Genomic DNA, 20,047 nt, shown 5'->3' with positions numbered 1-20,047 from the left:
AGGTGGTGGCGTCGTCCCGCAGCCTGCTGTGCTCGGCGTCGAGAAGTGTGGCTGCCACCCCCATGGGCGGGTCCGCCTCGCGGGCCGACGCCCCGTCGACCAGACGCGCTCGTTCCTGATGAGCAGCGCTGGCGGATGGCCGCAGTGCGGTATGTGGTTTTCGATATGCCCACGATATGTGCCGACTCGTAGCCTCGGAGCATGCGAGTGCTGATCGTCGAGGACGAGTCATATATGGCAGAGGCCATCCGCGACGGCCTGCGCCTGGAAGCGATCGCGGCGGACATCGCAGGAGACGGCGACATTGCTCTGGAGCTGCTGAGCGTCAACACCTACGACATCGCCGTCCTGGACCGGGACATCCCCGGACCCACCGGCGACGAGATCGCCAAATGCATCGTCGCCTCCGGCAGCGGAATGCCGATTCTCATGCTCACCGCCGCCGACCGTCTCGACGACAAGGCCACCGGGTTCGAGCTCGGCGCGGACGACTACCTCACGAAGCCGTTCGCGCTCCAGGAACTCGTGCTCAGACTCAGAGCACTCGACCGCAGACGCGCGCACAACAGACCGCCTGTACGGGAGATCGCAGGCCTGCGGCTCGATCCGTTCCGTCGCGAGGTCTACCGCGACGGCCTCTTCGTCGCACTGACCAGGAAACAGTTCGCCGTGCTCGAAGTATTGGTCGCCGCCGAAGGCGGCGTCGTCAGCACTGAGGAGCTTCTGGAACAGGCGTGGGATGAGCACGCGGACCCGTTCACCAATGCCGTACGCATCACGGTCTCGGCTCTGCGCAAGCGGCTGGGCGAACCCTGGTTCATCGCCACGGTGCCTGGAGCCGGATACCGCATCGACACTCAGCCGGAGACCGGACGTGAGGGGGAAGCGCATGGATAGGGCGCCTGGGTTCAGCGTGCGCTTCAAACTCACCCTCAGCTACGCCGGATTCCTCATGTTTGCCGGCGTCCTGCTGCTCGCGGCGGTGTGGGTGTTCCTCCTGCGTTACGTCCCCGATCGCGCGATGCTCATCAACGCCGATGACAAGCCCACGAATGGCGTTTTCCCCGTCCGGTCCACACTCCTGGACATTTTCGCTCCGAGAGCAGCCGCGGTACTGGCGTTCCTGCTGGTTTTCGGCCTCCTGGGAGGGTGGCTCCTCGCCGGCCGCATGCTCGCCCCGCTGACCCGCATCACGGACGCCACACGCATGGCCGCGCAAGGATCCCTCTCCCACCGGATCCGGCTGCCGGGCCGTAAGGACGAGTTCCGCGAACTCGCCGACGACTTCGACACGATGCTCGCCCGGATCGAAGCGCACGTCGCCGAGCAGCGGAGATTCGCGGCCAACGCCTCGCACGAACTGCGCACCCCGCTGGCGATCTCGCAGGCGCTTCTCGACGTGGCTCGCAGCGATCCGACACAGGACCTCGGCGTAGTCATCGGCCGCCTGTACGCCGTCAACGCCCGGGCGATCGACCTCACCGAGGCGCTGCTCGTGCTCAGCCGTGCTGACCAGAGGTCCTTCACCCGAGAAGCGGTCGACCTGTCCCTGCTCGTCGAAGAGGCCACCGAGACACTGCTCCCGCTCGCCGAGAAGCGCGGTGTCACCATCGAGACCTCCGGCGACATCGCCCCGGCTTTCGGGTCGGGGGCGCTCCTGATGCAGTTGACGACGAATCTGGTGCACAACGCGATCGTGCACAACCTGCCCGAGAAGGGCACGGTGAGGGTCGAGACCGGCGTCGGCCCCGAGGCCGTGCTGCTCACGGTCGAGAACAGCGGCGAGAAGCTCTCCCCGCAGTTGGTCTCGACTCTCACCGAGCCGTTTCAGCGCGGCACCGAACGCGTTCGCAGCCACCACGCAGGTGTCGGCCTCGGCCTGGCCATCGTCAAACGGATCACCGAGGTGCACGACGGATCCCTCGCCATCACCCCGCGCGCTGCGGGCGGACTCCGTATCGCCGTTCGACTGCCCGCCCCGCCGGCACATTTCACCGATAGGACGTCTGAGCAGTGAGTGAAGCACTACGAGAATTTCCGGATGCGCGACAGCAGGTCGACGTCGAGGAGCGCGCCGAGATCCCGGACACGGGGGAGACCGGGCAGGGCGGAGCCCCTCGCGGGGATACCGCCTCGGGTGCCTGGCGCGCGCGTATCCGCCGGGCTGTCCGCGCACTCGCCCGGCCGGGGCCCTGGAAGCGCGGCCCGGTGCTCGCCGCGCTGGCGCTGCTGCTCGGCCTGCTCATGCTGATGCACGCGGAGATCACGGACAGGGGTGGCCTCGGCAGCCTGGTGGAGACATTCCTGCCGTGGTTCGGCCTGTTCATCCCGGGGCTGCTTGCCGGGGCGCTGTGGCGCCGCTCCGCCGCGGCGGTGGTCGCGCTGCTGCTGCCGGTCGTGGCGTGGCTGAGCCTCTTCGGCGGGCTGCTCCTCGACAGGTCCCGGTCGGGCGGCGACCTCACCGTGGTCAGCCACAACGTCGGTGCCGAGAACCCCGACCCGGCCGGCACCGCGCGCGACCTGGCCGCCTCCGGCGCGGACCTGCTGGCGCTGGAGGAGATGCCCCCGCAGGCCACGGCCACGTACGAGAAGGAGCTGGCGGAGGCGTACCCGTACCACGCGGTGAAGGGCACGGTCGGGTTGTGGAGCAAGCTGCCGCTGTCGGACACCCGGCCGGTCAACGTCGTACGGGGCAATGTCGGGCCGCTGGCGGAGACCCGGCCGGTCGACATCCCGGTCGACGCGCCCCGGGCGCTGCGCACCGTGGTGTCCACGGACCACGGGCCGCTGGCGGTGTATGTGGCGCACCTGGGGTCCGTGCGGGTGATGCCCAGGAACGGCTTCTGGACGGACTCGCGCGACTTCGGCGCGGTCGCGCTCGCCAAGGCCGTCACCGCCGAGCAGGTCGAGCGGGTGATGGTGCTCGGAGACATGAACGGCACCACGGACGACCGCGCGCTCGACGGGCTCACCTCGCAGCTGCACTCGGCCCAGGACGCGGCCGGGGACGGTTTCGGGTTCAGCTGGCCGGCGTCCTTCCCGGTGGCGCGGATCGATCAGATCCTGGTCAGGGGCGTGGACCCGGAGAGCTCGTGGATACTGCCCGCGACCGGCAGCGATCACCTGCCTGTGGCGGCCGCGATCAGCTGGTGAACACCGCGTAGAGGCTCCGATCTCGCCCGACTACTCGGGTTCGAGCAGTTGGAAGGCTCCGCGGATTGCGAGAACTGCGGCTGACCGGAAAGCACGTGTCGTGCGGGTGCCAGTGCGGTGCACTGATCGCAGTCACAAGTTCACCGACCTCGCGCGCAAGCCCAAGGCGGCCCCGGAGGAGCCCGCATTGTCGGTGGCAGCTGGGACGCTGGACGGTATGGACAGGGATGATGAGCAGTTGCTGCGTGGCCGGGTCTACGGTCAGGACCACGACGACCCACGCCAAGGCCCGCAACCCGGCCGCAACTATGTCGAACTGGTCGGCGGGCCGCTCGACGGTCTGCTGCTCGACATCACCGGCTGGACGCCGGACGAGATCGACACCGGTGGCGCCCTCCAGACGGAGCTCGGGCAGTTCGGCCCCGGCGGCCGGGCGATGTACGACCCACGCCCCGGCGCCCGGCGCCAGTGGGACTGGTCCGGCGACACTCCCTGACCGCTGACCGCTGACCGCTGACCGCTGACCGTGACGTCCGCGTAGAACACCAGCAGAGGCCGGGTCTACAGGCCGCCCATCCTGAGCCGCCCGGAACATCTGCTACGCCTGTTCGAGCGTGGTGGAGTACGTGTCGGCCCGGGGCCCAGCAGTGGTTCCACGATGGTCGGCCATGTTGCGAGGAGCGGTGCCGCCGCTCTCCTGCTGTCCCATCGTCACACCACAGGACCGGCCCGGCCCAACCCGCCACGTCCGCGCCCCTAGAGCTGGCAGCTCTCCTGCTGAACGAACTCAGCAGGTACGAGGAAGACGTCGGTGCGTTGCAGACCTCGGCGACGTGCCCTGAGGCGTCTCACTCGAAGCCGGCCCAACTCACCCGGACGTCAGCGAACCTTTCTGGCATCGCTTGGATCCGTGGACACGCCGCGAGCGTCAGCGGTGACGTCTTGGGGGGATGCCCAGCGCAGCGGCCTGAGACGTCGCCCGTCGGGCCGCGGACGGGGCCTCATCGAGGCCAGGAGCGTGACCAGCGCCGTCAGGGACGCCAGCGCGGCGAGCACGGCCGCGAGACCGGCGAGCAACGGTGGCGCGAGGGTCAGATCCAGGGCCCGGGTCAGTCCGGCCGACTGGATCCGGCCTTCCAGGAGCTGGGCGACGGCGAGCGCCGCCGGAGCCACGACTCCCAGGACGAGAACCGGCAACGTGCTCTTGCGGACGAGGGCCAGACCCAGCAGGACGCACAGGCCGCAGGCGCCGATGGCGAACCCGTAGGCGTTGACGGAGGCTCCGTCCCGATGAGGCGGGAAGTGGGCAAGACCGCACGCCACGAGCAGCAGGACCGCGACCAACCGCGGCCAGGCGGGGGAGTCACCGCCTTTGGCCGTCCGGCCACGGCGTGCTCGGGCCGTACGGCCGATGGCGACCGTGTCCTTCTCAGTGTTGAGGCGGCTTCCGGAGGGTCCGTCCTCGGACGAGGCCGCGTCAGCTCGGTCGGCGGCCCCGTGCGTCCCCTTGCGCGTCGACGAATCCCGCTGCCGGTCCTCGCGTACGTCCTGTTCCTGGGCCATGCGGCCGATCAGCTCCACCAGTTCCTCGACCGGCCGGCTGGTGGCGGCCGCCCGTACCGCGGCCTCGCCGCAGTGTGGCTCCAGCGAGGGCTGGTGCAGCAGCGACATCAGCCTGGTGACGTCCTCCACGGGCCGGACCTCGGCCGCCGCGCGAATCGCCTCGTCTGCGCTGTCCGCGCTTCTCGGCGGCCGGGTCAAGAGAGCCACCAGCCGGGACACGTCCTCCACAGACCGGTCCGTGCCGACCGCTCGCAGCGCGTCGACCGTGGCTCTCGCGTACGTCGGTGACTGCTCCAGCAACTCGATGAGCTGGATCACCTCGCCCAGGGGCCGGTCGGCGACGGCGGCGTGCACCAGTCCGTCGACCGGGTTGAAGTACGAGCGGTGGGCCTCGTCCGCCGGGTCGGGGTGCGGGTGGTCGAGCGGGTCGGCGTGCCGGTCGACAGCCTCGGCGGGCTCGGGGTACCGCTGACCAGCCTTGCGCGGCCCGTCCGCCGTCTCGTCCGGCGCGGTGGGCCAGGGGGCGGAGACAGGTGGCGGCGACATGAGGGCGTCGGTCGTGTTCTCGGGCGATATACCGTCTCGATCGGAGTCGAAAGGTGGTTGGGTTGTCATACTCGGCTCCTACGGAGGGTGCAGTCACTGTCGTGGCCCGAATGTGCGGCCCGAGAGTTGCGTTCGATCCTTTCTAAGCCCCCGTGCCGGACGCCGCCATTGGGATGCGGCACACGTGTGACATGGGCCGGAACCGGTTTGAGTGTGAAGAGTCCATCGGCCGGACAACTGGCAGGGCGAGTTTGGCCGCTGCCTCTCGGTGGGGTGCTCATGGCCGCAGCCTGGAGATGTCTCCGGTGGGCGAAGGAGGCCTGGCCCCGCTCGGTGCGTGCCGCATGGACAGCGGCTGACACGCATCAACCCTACGAGCCACGGTAGAGAACCGGGTCCGTCCAGGCGGCGCCAGGTTGCACGAACTCTCATACGTGCTGCGCCTGTTGGTAGGGCTGGAAGCGGGGGAGAGGGGGTGCTGGTCCGGGTGTCGCCGACCACCAGCGAGGAGAAAGCGGGCTGATGACGGCGACCGCCCGTCGCGACCACGTCGACGGGCGGAGTGGATGTCGGAACGCTGCCGGGGATCGCAGCCGGCGAGGCGCCGGCGGACCGTGGACAAACATTGGCGCCGAGCCTTCGGGCACCACCATTGCCGACGGCAACACACCTCGCTATGTTAATCGAAAATCACATCTGTGCGACAAGGTTGATCACGCACTGGACACGCAACTGGCAAGTCTGCGAGTGCACCTGGAACCATCTGGCCCATCAGGGAAGCAGGTAAGTCAATGGAGAACCTCAGTAGGCGAAAAGCTCTGTCCCTCGGTGTCGCACTCGGTCTCGTGGGCGCGGCGAACCCCGTCCGGGCGTGGGCGTCGACCGGCTCGGCGACCGGAGCCGCCGCGGGGACCGGTCCGGAGTGGATCTGGGACAACGCGGCGGACCCTCTGATGGCTTCGATGCTCGACAACGGACACGTGCCGGCGATCAACACGGCATGGGCGCCGTGGGTGAACAACAACCACCCCCTGCCCAGCGGCCTGCCGGCCGAGTTCACCGCATACCTGCAGCAGGTCAACCGGCTGCCCTCCTGGGCAGACCCCGCCAAGCTGGCCCGCGCCGCCGACTTCAACCGGCGCAGGGACACGTACCTCTTCATGCTGTACGGCCTCGGCAGCGGAATCATGAGCACCGTGATTCCGCGCGAGGCCAAGAGCGTCTATTGGTCCGCCGGTGGCGCAAACATGCAGGACCGCGCGGCCAAGACGTTCACGTTCGGCTACGACCTGTCCCAGTTGGGAGCCTTCGAGCCGACAGGGCAGTTCGTCGTCACCGCGAACAAGACGCGGGTGGTGCACGCGGCGGTGCGTCATCTGCTGCCGCAGTCGCCGCACTGGCGGGCGGTCGCCGACGAGACCGTTCCGATCAGCGCCGCCGACATCCTGGTCACCTTCCACAGCCTGGGCACCTACGTATACAGGAAGCTGCTCGACTGGAAGATCCCGTTCCCGGCTGCGGACCAGGAGGCGTTCCTGCACTCATGGCAGGTCGCCGTCCACCTGCTCGGTGTGCCGGACGAGCACATCCCCCCGACATGGGCGGCCGCCGAAAGGCAGTCGGCGCAGGTGCTCACACCGATCCTCACCCCGTCGACCGAGGGCATCGCACTGGCCGAGGACCTGCTCGGCCTGACCGCACAGATCGACCTCGGCGTCACGCGCGGGTTCCTGAACGAGTTCGTGCGCTACGTCCTCAGCAACGAGGTCGGCGACTGGCTGGGACTGAAACGCGACTACGCGTCGGCGGCCCTGGTCCGCACCGCATGGCCGACGTTCATCCTGTTCCGTGAGGGGTTGTCGCCCGTCATGCCCGGCACCTTCTACATGTTCGACCAGTTCGTGCGCTCCCTGGCCATGCTGTTCCTCAACAAGGGCTCATCCGGAACCACCACCCCCATCACGATCCCCACCGGAAACAGGGCGGGGTGACCCGGCGATCCGATCTCCCGTGCCCGCCCCCGCGGCAGATGAGTCGAGGGGCGGGCATCAGGGCGCTCCCGCACGAGGCACGGCAGGTTGAGGCGCCTCGTCGCCGCTGGGTTCCGACGGTCGTTCAGATACCCAGGGCGCCCAGGACCAGGGCGGTCACGGCCTCACGATGGTCAGGGCTGGCCCGCCACCGCAGTCTGCGGCCCGCCTCGACCACCACGCCGAACCCCGCGTGCACCAGCACCCGAGCCTGGCGCGGGTCCAGCTCCGGACGGGCCAGCCGCAACTGCTGCTCCCAGACGGCGATGTGTTCCCGCTGCGCGAGGACCACGGGCCGCCGCAGACCGGTCGGCAAGCCGGCGATCTCGGCCTCGGCAACGCTGTTGAGCTCGGTGTATTCAAAGCTGTAGGCGACATACGTCGCTGCCAACGCGACGACGGCGTCGTGCGGGCCCGCCACCTCGTGCAGACTCTGCTCCACCCCCTGGGCCAGCAGCCCCGCCGCCTGGAGGCAAGCCGCCGCCAGGATGTCGATCTTTCCGGGGTAATGGCGGTAGAGCGCGGACGGGGTCAGTCCCACCGCCTCCGCGATCTGTCCGTTCGTGACGCTGGCGAATCCGTCCCGGGCGAACAGCGGGATGGAAGCCGCGAGGATCTCCGCGCGTCGTGTGCGCGGCACCGGCCGGGCGGGCAGTTCGACGGGGTGCGCGCCCAGTCGGCCCGCCGCGGGATCAGTCGCGGCCACGCCCAGCGAGGACGCCAACAGCAGTTCCTCGACCCGGCGTTGGGCGATCGAGGTGTGATGCATCGTGATGGAGCCGATCGCACCGAGGGCAGCCATGGCCCGTAGGCGCTCGTCAGGCAGCGGGTGCTCGCGCTGTACCGCCTCGTCGACCCGCTCGACGAGGCGACCGAACTTCGCCCCGAGACGCCGGCGGTCCTCGCGGCTCAGGTACCGGGCCTCCCATCGGTACACGCCGCCTGACGCACGATGAGCGATGGTGATCCGGGTGATGGCGGTGAGCACATCCGTGAGGGTCGCTCCGGACGGCACCTCGTCGAGCGCGGCGACCAGTCCGTCCACCATGACGTCGGCGCACTCGGCGAACAGCGCGTACTTGTTCGGGAAGTGCCGGTACAGAGCGGCCGCGGAGATGCCCACGCCGGCGGCGACCTCTTCCATGGACGCCGTGTGATAACCGCGTTCGCTGAAGACCCGCCCGGCCGCGTCGATGATCAGCTGCTTGCGGTTGCGGGGCCGAGTGGCCGCGGTCGCATCGGCTGTCGCCGCCGAACGGGCGGACGGGGAGGCGGAGGCCATACGAATCAGTCAATCACACTCCGTCAGGAGGCAGGGATGTCTCGGCGCGGCCGCGCAGGACGTGACTCCAGGATCACTTACCAGCTGATTTCCTGCCCCGCGGCGTGATCGGCTCGTGCCGACCGCCGGGGCGGCTGACAGCTGAGGGCTGATAGCTGAGGGCAGGCAGCCGTCAGGAGGCGGCTGTCGTCTGTCGACGGATCCGCGCCGTCCGACAGTCACACTGTCGTAGCAGTCGGTCAGGCGAAGGTGAGAACAGGCTTGATGACGCTGCCGTCCCCCATGGCGGCCACGGCCGATCCGATGTCCTCGAACGGGAACGTAGTGATCAGCCGGTCGACTGGGAAGAGGCCACGCCTGTGCAAGCCGATCAGCTCGGGGATGAGGCGGCCGGGGTCGGAGTCTCCCTCGATCACCCCGTGGACGCGGACGCCCTTGGCGAGCAGGCCCATCACGTCGAACGTCACCTCACCGCCGAGGCCCAGGAGGGCGAGTTCGCCGCGCGGGCGCAGCACGCCGACGGCCCGGCGTGCCATCTCCGGACGGCCGGTGGTCTCGACTACGTGGTGCGCACCACCGCCGGTGAGGTCGCGCAGCGCCGCCACCAGACCGCCTCCGGGGGCCAGGGCCGCCTTGGCGCCGAGTTCGGTGGCCAGCACACGGCGGGCGGCGACGGGATCGACGGCCACCACCGGGTCGCAGCCCAAGGCCACCGCGGCCATCAGCGCGCTCAGACCGACCCCGCCCGCGCCCAGGACGACCAGCGAGGAGCCTGGTTCGGGGCGCAGCCGGTTGAGCACCGTGCCCGCTCCCGTCTGGCCGCTGCAGCCCAGCGGCGCGGCGACCGCGCTCGGCAGGTCGGAGGGCACCTTGACCACACCGCGTTGGTCGACGACGGCGTGCGTGGCGAAGCTGGACTGGCCGAAGAAGCCGGCGTGCAGCGGTGTGCCGTCCAGAGAGAGCGGAGTGGTGCCGTCGGCGCGTCCACCGGAGAAGTTCCGGGCCCGCGCGGCGAGGCAGTAGGCCGGATGGCCCGCCACGCACTGATCGCAGGCACCGCAACTGGCGAAGGTGAGGCAGACATGGTCCCCCGGCTCGACGCCGGTCACCTCCGCGCCCACCACCTCGACCCGGCCGGCGCCCTCGTGGCCGAAGACCATCGGGGTGAGCTGCCGGGGCCAGGTGTCCCGCATGACCAGATCGGTGTGACAGACGCCGACCGCGGCCATCCTCACCAGGACCTCGCACGGCCGCGGGTCCTCGAGGTCCGCGTCCCGGAGGGCGAACGGGGCACCCGGCTCCTCGGTGACCGCGGCGCGGACATGCCTCACGCGGACTCTTCGGCACGCGGGCCCTCGTGCGGGGGTCCGGGGACGCGATCGAGGAAGAAGTAGTAGAAGGGGCCCTCGGCGGGGACCCCCTTGGCGTTCATGATCCCCATCAGCGTGGTGTCGTCCACCCACTTGAAATGGTCGAAGACCGGTCGGCCGTCGTAGACCATGGTGGCTGTCGGCTCGCCGCGGAACTCGACGGTCCACAGGCTGGCCTCGCCCTGGCCGAGCTCGCGGTTGGAGTACAGCTCGCCCGTCTCGTTCCGGCACATCAGTGGCTTGGCATCGTGCACGGTGACGAACGTCTTGCCGTACCAGTTGGCCTCCGCCAGCATGCCCTCAAGAGGGTGGCCGGTGCGGAACTCGCCGCCCTTCCACTCACCGAGTATCTCCTCGGGGCGGGTGGGGGCCAACGCCGCCCAGATCTGGTCGAGTTCAGCGGGGGCGACCATGCCGTCCTTGTTCCGGAACTCCTGGAACCGGGCGCGGGCATCGAGCATGTCCATGCTGTATGACCTCTCGTCGGTGCTGACACCGTGGAAGTGAAACGTCAGGATGTTGCCGCTGCGGGATGTACCGGAGACGGTCGCCCGACCGCTGCCGACCGCTGCCGACCGCTGCCGACCGCTGCCGACCGCTGCCGACCGCTGCCGACCGGTGGAGCCCGGTGGAGCCCGGTGGGCGCGGTGCCGCGCCGCGTCACCCGGAGCTGCGCGGAGCGGAACCCTGGGGGGCGTAGGTCCGTGAGAGGGAGCGGGGCTGGAGGGAAGAGCGGCGTGGGAACGGGAACGGAAGGTCGCCGGTAACCGCGCCGGGGTGGCCCACGGTGCCAAGGCTCAGCAGCACGTGGCGTTCGGCGACCTCCTCCGCGGTGAGCGGGCCGTCCTCGCGGAACCAGTTGGCGACCCCCTGGCACATGACGAGCACCGAACGCACCGCGTCGGCCGGGATCGGCGTGGTGAACACGCCCTGGGCGCGGCCCGCCTCGACCGTGTCCAGCAGCATGTGCTCGAGATAGTCGCGCAGGGCGACGTAGCGCGCCCGGTTCTGGGGCTCCAGGCTTCGGATCTCGGTGTCCAGGAAGGCCAACTGCTGACGGTGTGCCATGTAGAGCACGATCGACTCGACCGTGCCGCAGAACCGCGCCAGCGGATCGTCCCCGGCTTCTCCCGCCGCTGCCCGGCAGCGGTCCAGGACATCCTTGATGGACGTCTCCAGCAACGTGGCCAGCAGAGCCTGCTTGTTCTCGTAGTGGTAGTACAGCGCGGGCACGGTGACGCCGACCCTGCTTGCGATGTCCCGGACCGAAGTGCCGTGGTAGCCCTGTTCGTTGAAGGCCTCCATGGTGTGCATCAGGATCGGGTGCAGGTCGAGCGGTTCGTAGGAGCGCCAGTGCTCTGCTGGGTGCGTGGTGTCCTGGCTCGGCTCGGCGTTCAACGACTCTCCTCGTAGCGGGCGGTGATCGGCGACATCGTATGGCCGTGAGTCGGAAACCCCTCCCTCAAGCTGCTTAGCGATCGATCAGTAGAACCTGGTAACCGGCGTCCGGTCTGATGTCACTTCCCCAGTGCGGGTCCACAAAAACTCTCGCTACGCGGGGAGTTGACCGACCGGCGTCACACTTCTACGTTCTTAGCGAACGCTCAGTAAGTTAGCGATTGGGCGGCAGTGAGCCCGCTCTGCGCTGAGAAGGGAACACATGAGCAGGCACTCCACCGACCTGCCCGGCCACGACATGGCGGGCCCGTTGGACGGCGTCCGAGTGGTTGAACTGGCCGGGATCGGTCCCGGTCCGTTCGCCGCGATGCTGCTCGCCGACCTGGGCGCCGACGTGGTGCGCGTGGACCGCCCCGGTCCCTCGCCGCTCGGCGGCGATCCCGTCTACGACGTGACCAACCGCAACAAACGCTCCGTCCTGGTCGACCTCAAGTCGCTCGAAGGGCCGGGAACGGTGCGGGCGTTGGCGGCGCGCGCCGAGATCCTGGTGGAGGGATACCGACCCGGTGTCGCGGAGCGGCTCGGGGTCGGTCCCGAGGAGTGCATGGCCGTCAACCCCGCGCTGGTGTACGGCCGGATGACCGGCTGGGGTCAGCGAGGCCCCCTTGCGCCCCTGGCCGGACACGACATCGGCTACATCGCCACCACCGGCGCCCTGTCCATGATCGGCGCACCGGACGGACCACCCGTTCTCCCTGTCAACCTGCTCGGCGACTACGCGGGCGGCTCCCTCTATCTGGCCACCGGCGTCCTCGCCGCGCTGCTCACCGCCCGTGCCACCGGTCGCGGTCAGGTGGTCGATGCCGCGATCGTGGACGGTGCCGCACACCTCACCGCCATGTTCTGGGGCATGCTCGCCGAGGGCACCTGGCAGGACGGCCGCGGCCGTAACCTGCTCGACGGCGGCTGCCCCCACTACGGCGTGTACGAGACCGCCGACGGCGGCTGGATGGCGGTCGGCGCCCTGGAACCGCAGTTCTACGCCGTGTTCGTCTCCCTGCTGGGCCTGGACGGCGAGGACCTGCCGGATCGCGCCGACCCGCGCAACTGGCCCGAATTGCGGGCCCTGTTCACCAACCGGTTCAGGGCCGCAGGCCGTGAGGAGTGGACAGCCGTCTTCGAAGGCACCGACGCCTGCGTATCGCCCGTGCTTTCGCTGCACGAGGCGGCCGGCCATCCGCACCTGACCGGACGTGGCACCTACACCGAGGCGTACGGCATCACCCAGCCCGCTCCCGCGCCCCGGTTCTCCGACACCCCCGGCACCATCCGGCTCCCCCCGGCCGTCCCCGGTGCGCACACCCCCGACGTGGCCCGCGACTGGGGCGTGCCCGAACTGCTGAAGGACCCGTCACCATGCGGTACGTGAAGGAGCGCGAGGCCTTCGGGAAGCCACTGGCCAGGCTTCAGCGCGTCCGCTTCGAGATCGCCGAGATCGCCACCGAGACCGCGGTCACCCAAACCCTCCTGGACCGCTCCGTCACCGAGCACAGCCAGCGCCGGCTCGACGCCGTGCACGCCTCGATGGCCAAGTGGTGGGCCCACCGAGCTGCAGAAGCGGATCGTCGACCGCTGCCTGCAACTCCACGGCGGCTACGGCTACATGAGTGAGTTCCGGGTGGCCCGAGCGTTCCTCGACAGCCGCATCCGGACCATCTACGGCGGCACCACCGAGATCAAGAAGGAGATCATCGGTCGCTCCCTGCTTGGTTGAGCGCCAGGCCAACTTCCCTCAACAACACGTGTGTTGCGTCCGAGGCTTCCCGCAGACCCGAGATGGAAGGCACCCAAGGTGAGCACCGAAGCGTACGTGTACGACGCGATCCGCACCCCGCGCGGTCGCGGCAAGGCCAACGGGGCCCTGCACGGCACCAAGCCGATCGACCTCGTCGTCGGCCTGATCCACGAGACCCTCCACCGCTTCCCGGAGCTCGACCCGGCGGCGATCGACGACATCGTGCTCGGTGTGGTCAGCCCGGTGGGCGACCAGGGCGCGGACATCGCCCGCACCGCCGCCATCCTCGCTGGTCTGCCGGAGACGGTGGCAGGCGTACAGGAGAACCGCTTCTGTGCGTCCGGGCTCGAAGCCGTCAACATGGCCGCGATGAAGGTCCGTTCCGGCTGGGAGGACCTGGTTCTGGCGGGCGGCGTGGAGTCCATGTCGCGTGTTCCGATGGGCAGTGACGGCGGCGCCTGGGCGCTGGACCCGCGGACCAGCCACGCCACGGGATTCGTCCCGCAGGGCATCGCCGCCGACCTGGTCGCCACTCTGGAGGGCTTCTCCCGGCACGACGTGGACTCCTACGCGGCGCTATCCCAGGAGCGTGCCGTCGGCGCTTGGAAGGACGGGCGCTTCGACCGCTCCGTCGTCCCTGTGCGGGACCGCAACGGGCTGCTGGTCCTCGACCGGGACGAGCACATCCGGCCCGGCACGACGACCGAGAGCCTGGCAGGGCTCAGGCCCTCCTTCGCGCAGGCCGGCGAACTGGCCGGCTTCGACGCGGTGGCGCTGCGGAAGTACCACTGGGTGGAGAGGATCGACCACGTCCATCACGCGGGCAACTCCTCCGGCATCGTCGACGGCGCCGCTCTGGTCGCCATCGGCAACAAGGAGGCGGGGGAGCGCCACGGCCTCTCCCCACGAGCCCGGATCGTCTCCGCCGCCGTCTCCGGCGCCGACCCCACCATCATGCTGACCGGGCCCGCGCCCGCCTCCCGCAAGGCGCTCGCCAGGGCCGGCCTGACCGTCGAGGACATCGACCTGGTCGAGATCAACGAGGCGTTCGCGGCCGTCGTCCTGCGCTACGTCAAGGACATGGGTCTGAGCCTGGACAAGGTCAACGTCAACGGCGGCGCGATCGCCATGGGACACCCCCTCGGCGCCACCGGCGCGATGATCCTCGGCACACTGATGGACGAACTGGAGCGCCGTGACCTGCGGTACGGGCTGGCGACCCTGTGCGTCGGCGGCGGCATGGGAATCGCCACCGTCGTCGAACGCCTCTGACCGGCCGACCACCTCCACAGCCGTTCGCCTTCACGGGAGATCTCAGCCATGGACACCACCGCACGACCCTCCACCATCCGCTGGGAAGAGTCCGACGACCATGTCGTCACCCTCGTCCTCGACGACCCGGACCAGTCCGTCAACACCATGAACGCCGCGTTCATCGACTCGCTGGACGCCGTCGCGGCGCGGTTGACGGAACGCCGCGACGCCATCAGGGGCGTCATCGTCACCTCCGCCAAGAAGAGCTTCTTCGCCGGCGGCGACCTGCGCGACTTGATCTCCGTCACTCCCGAGACCGCCGGCGCCTCCTTCGCGGCCGGGATGCGCGTCAAGCGCTCGCTGCGTGTCCTGGAGACGCTGGGCAAGCCGGTCGTCGCCGCGATCAACGGAGCGGCGCTGGGCGGTGGTTACGAGATCGCCCTGGCCTGTCACCACCGTGTGGTGCTGGACGGACCGGCCGCCCGCGTCGGACTGCCCGAAGTCACCCTGGGCCTGCTGCCCGGAGGCGGGGGAGTGACCCGCACGGTCCGCATGTTCGGCGTGGCGGACGCCCTGCGGAAGGTCCTCCTCGAGGGCACCCAGTACGGACCGGCGCGTGCCCTGGACGCCGGCCTGGTCGACGAGATCGCCAACGACCCGGACGAACTCCTCGCCAGGGCACAGGCGTTCATCGACGCCCACCCGCAGTCCACGCAGCCCTGGGACGCCCCCGGGTACCGCATTCCCGGCGGCAACCCCGCAGACCCGGAGTTGGCCGCGCAACTCCCTGTCCTCACCGCGATGCTGACGAGTAGGACGGGCGGCGCCCCGTACCCGGCCCCGCGTAACATCCTCGCGGCGGCCGTGGAGAGCTCCCAGGTCGACATGGACACGGCCTTCGTGGTGGAAGCCGGATACCTGACAGAACTGGTCACCGGGCAGATCACCAAGAACATGATTCAGGCCTTCTTCTTCGACCTGCAGACGGTCAACTCCGGCTCCGGCCGACCGAAGGGCGTCGAGCCGCGCAAGGTGACCAGGGTGGCCGTGATCGGCGCGGGGATGATGGGCGCCGGTATCGCCTACTCCTGCGCCGAGGCGGGCATCGACGTCGTGCTGAAGGACGTCTCCGCCGAGGCGGCGGCACAGGGCAGGGCCTACTCCGAGAAGCTGTGCGCCAAAGCGGTCTCGCGCGGCAACTCGACGCAGGAGAAGGCGGATGCCCTGCTGGCCCGCATCACCCCGACCGCCGACGTCCGAGACCTGGCCGGCTGCGACGCGGTGATCGAGGCCGTCTTCGAGGACACGGGCGTCAAGCACAAGGTGTTCCAGGAGACACAGGAGATTGCCACCCCGGACGCGCTGCTGTGCTCGAACACCTCCACCCTGCCCATCACCGTCCTCGCCAAGGGGGTGGAGCGGCCACAGGACTTCGTCGGACTGCACTTCTTCTCGCCGGTCGACAAGATGCCGCTGGTGGAGATCGTCAAGGGCGAGAAGACGGGGGACGAGGCGCTGGCGCGGGCCTTCGACCTGGTGCGGCAGATCCGTAAGACGCCGATCGTGGTCAACGACTCGCGCGGCTTCTTCACCTCCCGCGTCATCGGCCGCTTCATCGACGAGGGCGTCGCCATGGTCGGCGAGGGCATCGAACCGGCCTCCGTCGAGCAGGCCGCCGCCCAGGCCGGCTACCCGGCCAAGGTCCTCAACCTGATGGACGAGCTCACCCTCACCCTCCCACGCAGGATCCGCGAGGAGACCCGTCGTGCGGTCGAGGCATCAGGCCGCAGTTGGGAGCCGCACCCCGCGGACGCGGTGGTGGACCGCATGATCGACGAGTTCGGCCGCCCCGGACGGTCCGGGGGAGCGGGCTTCTACGACTACGCCGACGGCAGGCGCGCCGGGCTCTGGCCAGGACTGCGCGAGCACTTCACGGATCCCGCGAAGCAGCCCGCCGACCTGACCGAGATGATGGAGCGGATGCTCTTCGTCGAGGCGCTGGACTCGGTGCGCTGCCTGGAGGAGGGTGTGCTGCTCTCGGTGGCGGACGCCAACATCGGCTCGCTGCTCGGTATCGGCTTCCCGCCGTGGACGGGCGGCGTGCTGCAGTACATCAACGGCTACGACGGCGGCGCCGGGGGAGGTACCGGGTTGCCCGGCTTCGTGGCCCGCGCGCGTGAGCTGGCCGGGAAGTACGGCGAGCGCTTCGCCCCGCCCGAACTGCTGCAGCGCAAGGCCGAGCGGGGCGAGACCTTCACCGACACCTGATCCTTTCCGCGGGCCTGCGTCGCCCCCACGGCCCGAGTCCGCACCTCCTGAGCACTGACCGGTTCCCATGGGCAGGGCCGTCTTCCCCGGGTCTGCATCCACGGGCGGATCCACGGGCGCATCCACGAGTGGCTCGCCCGCCCCGCCCCTCACCTCAGCTCCGCCGAGCAAGCCCGCAGGGGCACCCGGCCCCCGGTCTCCCCAGCCGTTCCCTTCCGACCCGCAAGGAGGCCCCCGATGACATCAGCTCCCCGCACCACCGGCGACCTGCCCGACGATCCGGCCGACCGGACCTTGCCGCAGCTGCTGGCCCGAAACGCACGCGATTATCCCCAACTCCCCGGCCTGTCCTGGCAGTCACCGGACCCGGACGGCGGCTGGTCGACCTTCAGCTGGGCGGAGATCCACGAGCGCACCCGCAGCCTCGCCGCCGGCTACAGGGTCCTCGGCGTCGGCCGCGGCGACCATGTGCTGCTGATGATGTCCAACCGGCCCGAACACTGGCTGTCGGATCTGGCGCTGGTCCGCCTGGGCGCGATCCCGGTCAGTGTCTACGGCACCTCGGCACCTGAGCAGATCACTCACATCGCCCGCAACTGCCGGGCCCGCCTCGCCGTCGTGGAGGGGGCGGCCCAGGTGGCGGTGTGGGAGCCGTTGCTGGCCGACGCGGACACCCCGCTGGAGAGGCTGGTGGTGGCCGAGGAGGGCGCGGAGGACTGCCACTTCCCGTACGCCGCGCTGCTCCGCGAGCCGGTGCCGGAGCAGTTCGCCAAGGAACTGGACGCCGCCCAACCCGAGGATCCGCTGACCGTCGTCTACACCTCCGGCACCACCGGCGAGCCCAAGGGCGTCGTCCTGACCCACCGGCAGGTGATGTCCAACGCCCTGGCACTGGACGCCGTGGTGGAACTCCCCCCACACGTCGAGCACATCTGCTACTTGCCCTTCGCCCACATCGCCGAGCGGATGCTCGGCATCTACCTCCCCTGCCACCGGGCCTCGCACGTCTACCTCTGTGCCGACCCGACGCGCGTCGCCGCCGTGGTGCGCGAGGTACGCCCCGCGCAGTTCTTCGGGGTGCCGAGGATCTGGGAGAAGCTGTCCGCCACCGTGCGGGGCATCCTTTCGCTGATGCCTGCCGAGCAACGGGCGGTCATCGACGAGGCGTTCGAGATCGCCCGCGAGCACGTCGGGTACCGCGAGCGGGGCGAGACGCCGCCCGCCGAGCTCGAGGAGCGCTACGTCCGCGCCCGCGAGGATGTGCTGCTGCCCATGCTGGCCGCGGGTGGTCTGGGCCGGGTGACCTGGTCGGCCAGCGCGTCGGCGCCGATGTCGGTCGACGTGGTGAAGTTCTGGGCCGGTTTCGGCATCGTCATCATGGACGCCTGGGGGCTGACCGAGACCACCGGCGTCGCCACCAGCAACAGCCCGAAGACCGGCTTCCGGCTCGGCTCGGTGGGACGCCCGGTGGATTCCGTGGAGATTCGCGTCGCCGAGGACGGCGAGATCCTGGTGCGGGGCTCGTCGGTCTTCTCCGGCTACCTTCAGCCGGACGGCTCGGTGCGGTCCGGCCTGGACGCCGACGGCTGGCTGGCCACCGGCGACATCGGGCGGATCGACGAGGACGGCTATCTCTGGCTCACCGACCGGAAGAAGGAGATGATCATCACCTCCACCGGCAAGAACGTCTCGCCGGCGCTGGTGGAGAACGCGCTCAAGGAACACCCGCTGATCGGCCAGGCGATGGTGCACGGTGACAACCGCTCCTACCTGGTCGCGCTGCTGGTGCTCGATGCGGAGGCCGCCCCCGCCTGGGCCGCGGCCAACGGCGTCGAGGCGGACGGGGGACTGGCCGGGCTGGCCGAACACCCCGCCGTCCGGGCGGAGGTGGACCGCGCGGTGGCCGCCGCCAACACCCGGCTCAACCGCACCGAGCAGGTCAGGCGGTACGAGTTGCTCGCGGAGGAATGGGGTCCGGCGACCGGCGAACTGACGCCCTCGCTGAAGATGCGGCGCCGGGTGATCCGGGACAGGCATGCCGACTCACTGTCCAGGCTCTATCAGGGCTGAGCCGGCGCATCTCGCTTCGCCGATACGACAGGGCGGGCACCCACCCCTGGGTGCCCGCCCTGTCGTATCCGGGCAGTCTCAGAGGCCGTAGGTCTTGCCGATGACGTCCCGCTGGATCTCGCTGGTCCCGCCGTAGACCGTGGAGACGACCGCGACCCGCAGGTGGCGCTCCATGTCGAACTCCGTGGTGTAGCCGTAGCCGCCCATCATCTGCATGCCCTCCAGGGCTGCCCGCTTGGCGATCTCGGTGGCCTTCAGTTTGGCCATGGACGCTTCGCGCGGGAACAGCTTGTCCGGCTGCGCGTCGCAGTCCAGAGCAACCTCGCGCACCAGTAGCCGGGTGCACTCGATCTCGGTGGCGAGATCGGCGATCCGGTGCCGCAACGCCTGGAAGGAGCCGACGGGCCGCCCGAACTGCTCACGTTCGCGGACGTAGGCGACGGTGTCGTCGAAGGCGCGGCGTGCCAGGCCCAGCATGTTCGCGGCCAGGAAGAGCCGCTCGTAGTTCAGGCCGGCCATCAACTGCCGCCAGCCGTTGTCCACTTGGCCGACGACGGCGTCCGCGGGCAGCCGTACGCCGGTGAGGAAGACGTCGTTGACCTCCCGGCCGCGCATGGTCTCGATGCCCCGCACTTCCACGCCCGGGGCGTCGACGGGCAGATGGAACATGGTCAGACCGCCGTGCTTGTCCTCGCCGGTGCGAGCCACCAGCAGAATGCCCTTCGCGCAGTGCGCGTTGGAGATCCACGTCTTCTGACCGTCGATCACCCACGTGCCGTCCTCTTCCTGCCGGGCGCGGCAGCGCAGCGCGCCGACGTCCGACCCGGCCCCCGGCTCCGACATGGCGATGGCCAGCACGTCACCACGCACGACGCCGGACAGCACCTCCCGCCGCTGCTGCTCGCTGCCGAACTTCTCGTACGCCTTCGCGGCGATGACGGTGGTGATGAATCCACCGCACGGGACCATCCCGTACGAGGTCTCCTCCAGGAAGAGGCAGGCGTCCGCCAGCCCGCCGCCGGAGCCTCCGTACTCCTCGGGCAGGCACACCCCGAGCCAGCCCAGGTCGGCGAGCCTTCCGTACAGCTCGGGGTGGTGGGCCTCGTGACCGCCCTCTGTCAGCGCGTCGCGCTGCTCTCGGGTACCGCACTCGCGCTTGGTGAAATCGCGCAGGGCCGCGGCGAAAGCGGCCTGTTCCTCGGTGAGTCGACTGCCCATCAGGTCCTCCGGGATCCGGGTGCCGGTCGGCGGCTCGGTCAGGTTCGGGCCGGCAGCTGAGTTACAAAGAGATGGTAGATGTTTCAGAGCCTCTCCGGGG

At 69.8% G+C, this 20,047-nt stretch carries 15 protein-coding genes and 1 pseudogene; 10 read left to right on the top strand and 6 right to left on the bottom strand.

The window, feature by feature from the left end; translation table 11 throughout:
• The first annotated feature begins 201 nt into the window (after positions 1-201).
• The 4 genes from ACIBLC_RS29340 to ACIBLC_RS29325 all read left to right on the top strand — a co-directional run bounded on the left by ACIBLC_RS29340 (position 202) and on the right by ACIBLC_RS29325 (position 3,649).
• Positions 202-897: a response regulator transcription factor gene (locus tag ACIBLC_RS29340; RefSeq protein ID WP_399214291.1), complete on the top strand. Its 696-nt coding sequence runs from the start codon at positions 202-204 to the stop codon at positions 895-897.
• The gene (locus ACIBLC_RS29335) at positions 890-2,017 is read left to right on the top strand and encodes a sensor histidine kinase (protein ID WP_399214290.1); all 1,128 of its coding nucleotides are present in this window, start codon (positions 890-892) and stop codon (positions 2,015-2,017) included. Before ACIBLC_RS29340 ends, ACIBLC_RS29335 begins: the two co-directional genes overlap by 8 nt.
• A gap of 137 nt (positions 2,018-2,154) precedes the next feature.
• Positions 2,155-3,153, top strand: a complete 999-nt coding sequence (locus ACIBLC_RS29330; protein ID WP_399214332.1) for an endonuclease/exonuclease/phosphatase family protein — start codon at positions 2,155-2,157, stop codon at positions 3,151-3,153.
• Between the two features lie 217 nt (positions 3,154-3,370).
• Entirely contained in the window at positions 3,371-3,649 is a 279-nt protein-coding gene (locus ACIBLC_RS29325) for a hypothetical protein (protein ID WP_399214288.1), read from the top strand.
• A gap of 383 nt (positions 3,650-4,032) precedes the next feature.
• On the opposite strand, the gene ACIBLC_RS29320 is transcribed toward ACIBLC_RS29325, so the two are convergent.
• The gene (locus ACIBLC_RS29320) at positions 4,033-5,262 is read right to left on the bottom strand and encodes a hypothetical protein (RefSeq protein ID WP_399214287.1); all 1,230 of its coding nucleotides are present in this window, start codon (positions 5,260-5,262) and stop codon (positions 4,033-4,035) included.
• Positions 5,263-6,053: 791 nt separating this feature from the next.
• On the opposite strand from ACIBLC_RS29320, the gene ACIBLC_RS29315 reads away from it, so the two are divergent.
• Positions 6,054-7,253, top strand: a complete 1,200-nt coding sequence (locus ACIBLC_RS29315) for an oxygenase MpaB family protein (protein WP_399214286.1) — start codon at positions 6,054-6,056, stop codon at positions 7,251-7,253.
• A gap of 124 nt (positions 7,254-7,377) precedes the next feature.
• Here the strand turns inward: ACIBLC_RS29315 and ACIBLC_RS29310 are convergent, their stop codons facing one another.
• From ACIBLC_RS29310 to ACIBLC_RS29295, 4 genes are all read right to left on the bottom strand, one after another.
• Positions 7,378-8,574 (bottom strand): TetR/AcrR family transcriptional regulator, encoded by a 1,197-nt coding sequence (locus tag ACIBLC_RS29310; protein WP_399214285.1) that lies wholly within the window; start codon positions 8,572-8,574, stop codon positions 7,378-7,380.
• Between the two features lie 239 nt (positions 8,575-8,813).
• The gene (locus ACIBLC_RS29305; protein WP_399214284.1) at positions 8,814-9,905 is read right to left on the bottom strand and encodes an NAD(P)-dependent alcohol dehydrogenase; all 1,092 of its coding nucleotides are present in this window, start codon (positions 9,903-9,905) and stop codon (positions 8,814-8,816) included.
• Positions 9,902-10,411 (bottom strand): DUF4334 domain-containing protein, encoded by a 510-nt coding sequence (locus ACIBLC_RS29300; protein ID WP_399214283.1) that lies wholly within the window; start codon positions 10,409-10,411, stop codon positions 9,902-9,904. The genes ACIBLC_RS29305 and ACIBLC_RS29300 overlap by 4 nt, the downstream gene beginning before the upstream one ends.
• 193 nt (positions 10,412-10,604) lie before the next feature.
• Positions 10,605-11,342 (bottom strand): TetR/AcrR family transcriptional regulator, encoded by a 738-nt coding sequence (locus ACIBLC_RS29295; RefSeq protein ID WP_399214282.1) that lies wholly within the window; start codon positions 11,340-11,342, stop codon positions 10,605-10,607.
• A 262-nt stretch (positions 11,343-11,604) separates the two neighbouring features.
• On the opposite strand from ACIBLC_RS29295, the gene ACIBLC_RS29290 reads away from it, so the two are divergent.
• The 5 genes and pseudogenes from ACIBLC_RS29290 (at position 11,605) to ACIBLC_RS29270 (ending at position 18,729) form a co-directional block, all read left to right on the top strand.
• Positions 11,605-12,771: a CaiB/BaiF CoA transferase family protein gene (locus ACIBLC_RS29290; protein ID WP_399214281.1), complete on the top strand. Its 1,167-nt coding sequence runs from the start codon at positions 11,605-11,607 to the stop codon at positions 12,769-12,771.
• Positions 12,753-13,116, top strand: a pseudogene (locus ACIBLC_RS29285) (acyl-CoA dehydrogenase family protein); the annotation flags it as partial. The gene ACIBLC_RS29290 and the pseudogene ACIBLC_RS29285, both read left to right, overlap by 19 nt.
• Positions 13,117-13,194: 78 nt before the next feature.
• A complete protein-coding gene (locus ACIBLC_RS29280) occupies positions 13,195-14,409 on the top strand; it encodes an acetyl-CoA C-acetyltransferase (protein WP_399214280.1) in 1,215 nt (404 codons plus the stop codon).
• 48 nt (positions 14,410-14,457) lie between these two features.
• Positions 14,458-16,659, top strand: a complete 2,202-nt coding sequence (locus ACIBLC_RS29275; protein WP_399214279.1) for a 3-hydroxyacyl-CoA dehydrogenase NAD-binding domain-containing protein — start codon at positions 14,458-14,460, stop codon at positions 16,657-16,659.
• Between the two features lie 237 nt (positions 16,660-16,896).
• The gene (locus ACIBLC_RS29270; RefSeq protein ID WP_399214278.1) at positions 16,897-18,729 is read left to right on the top strand and encodes an AMP-dependent synthetase/ligase; all 1,833 of its coding nucleotides are present in this window, start codon (positions 16,897-16,899) and stop codon (positions 18,727-18,729) included.
• Between the two features lie 78 nt (positions 18,730-18,807).
• Here ACIBLC_RS29270 and ACIBLC_RS29265 read toward each other — a convergent pair whose 3' ends face one another.
• Positions 18,808-19,947: an acyl-CoA dehydrogenase family protein gene (locus tag ACIBLC_RS29265; protein WP_399214277.1), complete on the bottom strand. Its 1,140-nt coding sequence runs from the start codon at positions 19,945-19,947 to the stop codon at positions 18,808-18,810.
• Positions 19,948-20,047: the final 100 nt, after the last annotated feature.

It is taken from the genome of Streptomyces sp. NPDC050535, from assembly GCF_044457665.1.
Lineage (GTDB): Bacteria > Actinomycetota > Actinomycetes > Streptomycetales > Streptomycetaceae > Streptomyces.
The sequence above is the reverse complement of the archived record's forward strand: the minus strand, read 5'-3'. Positions and strand labels throughout refer to the sequence as shown.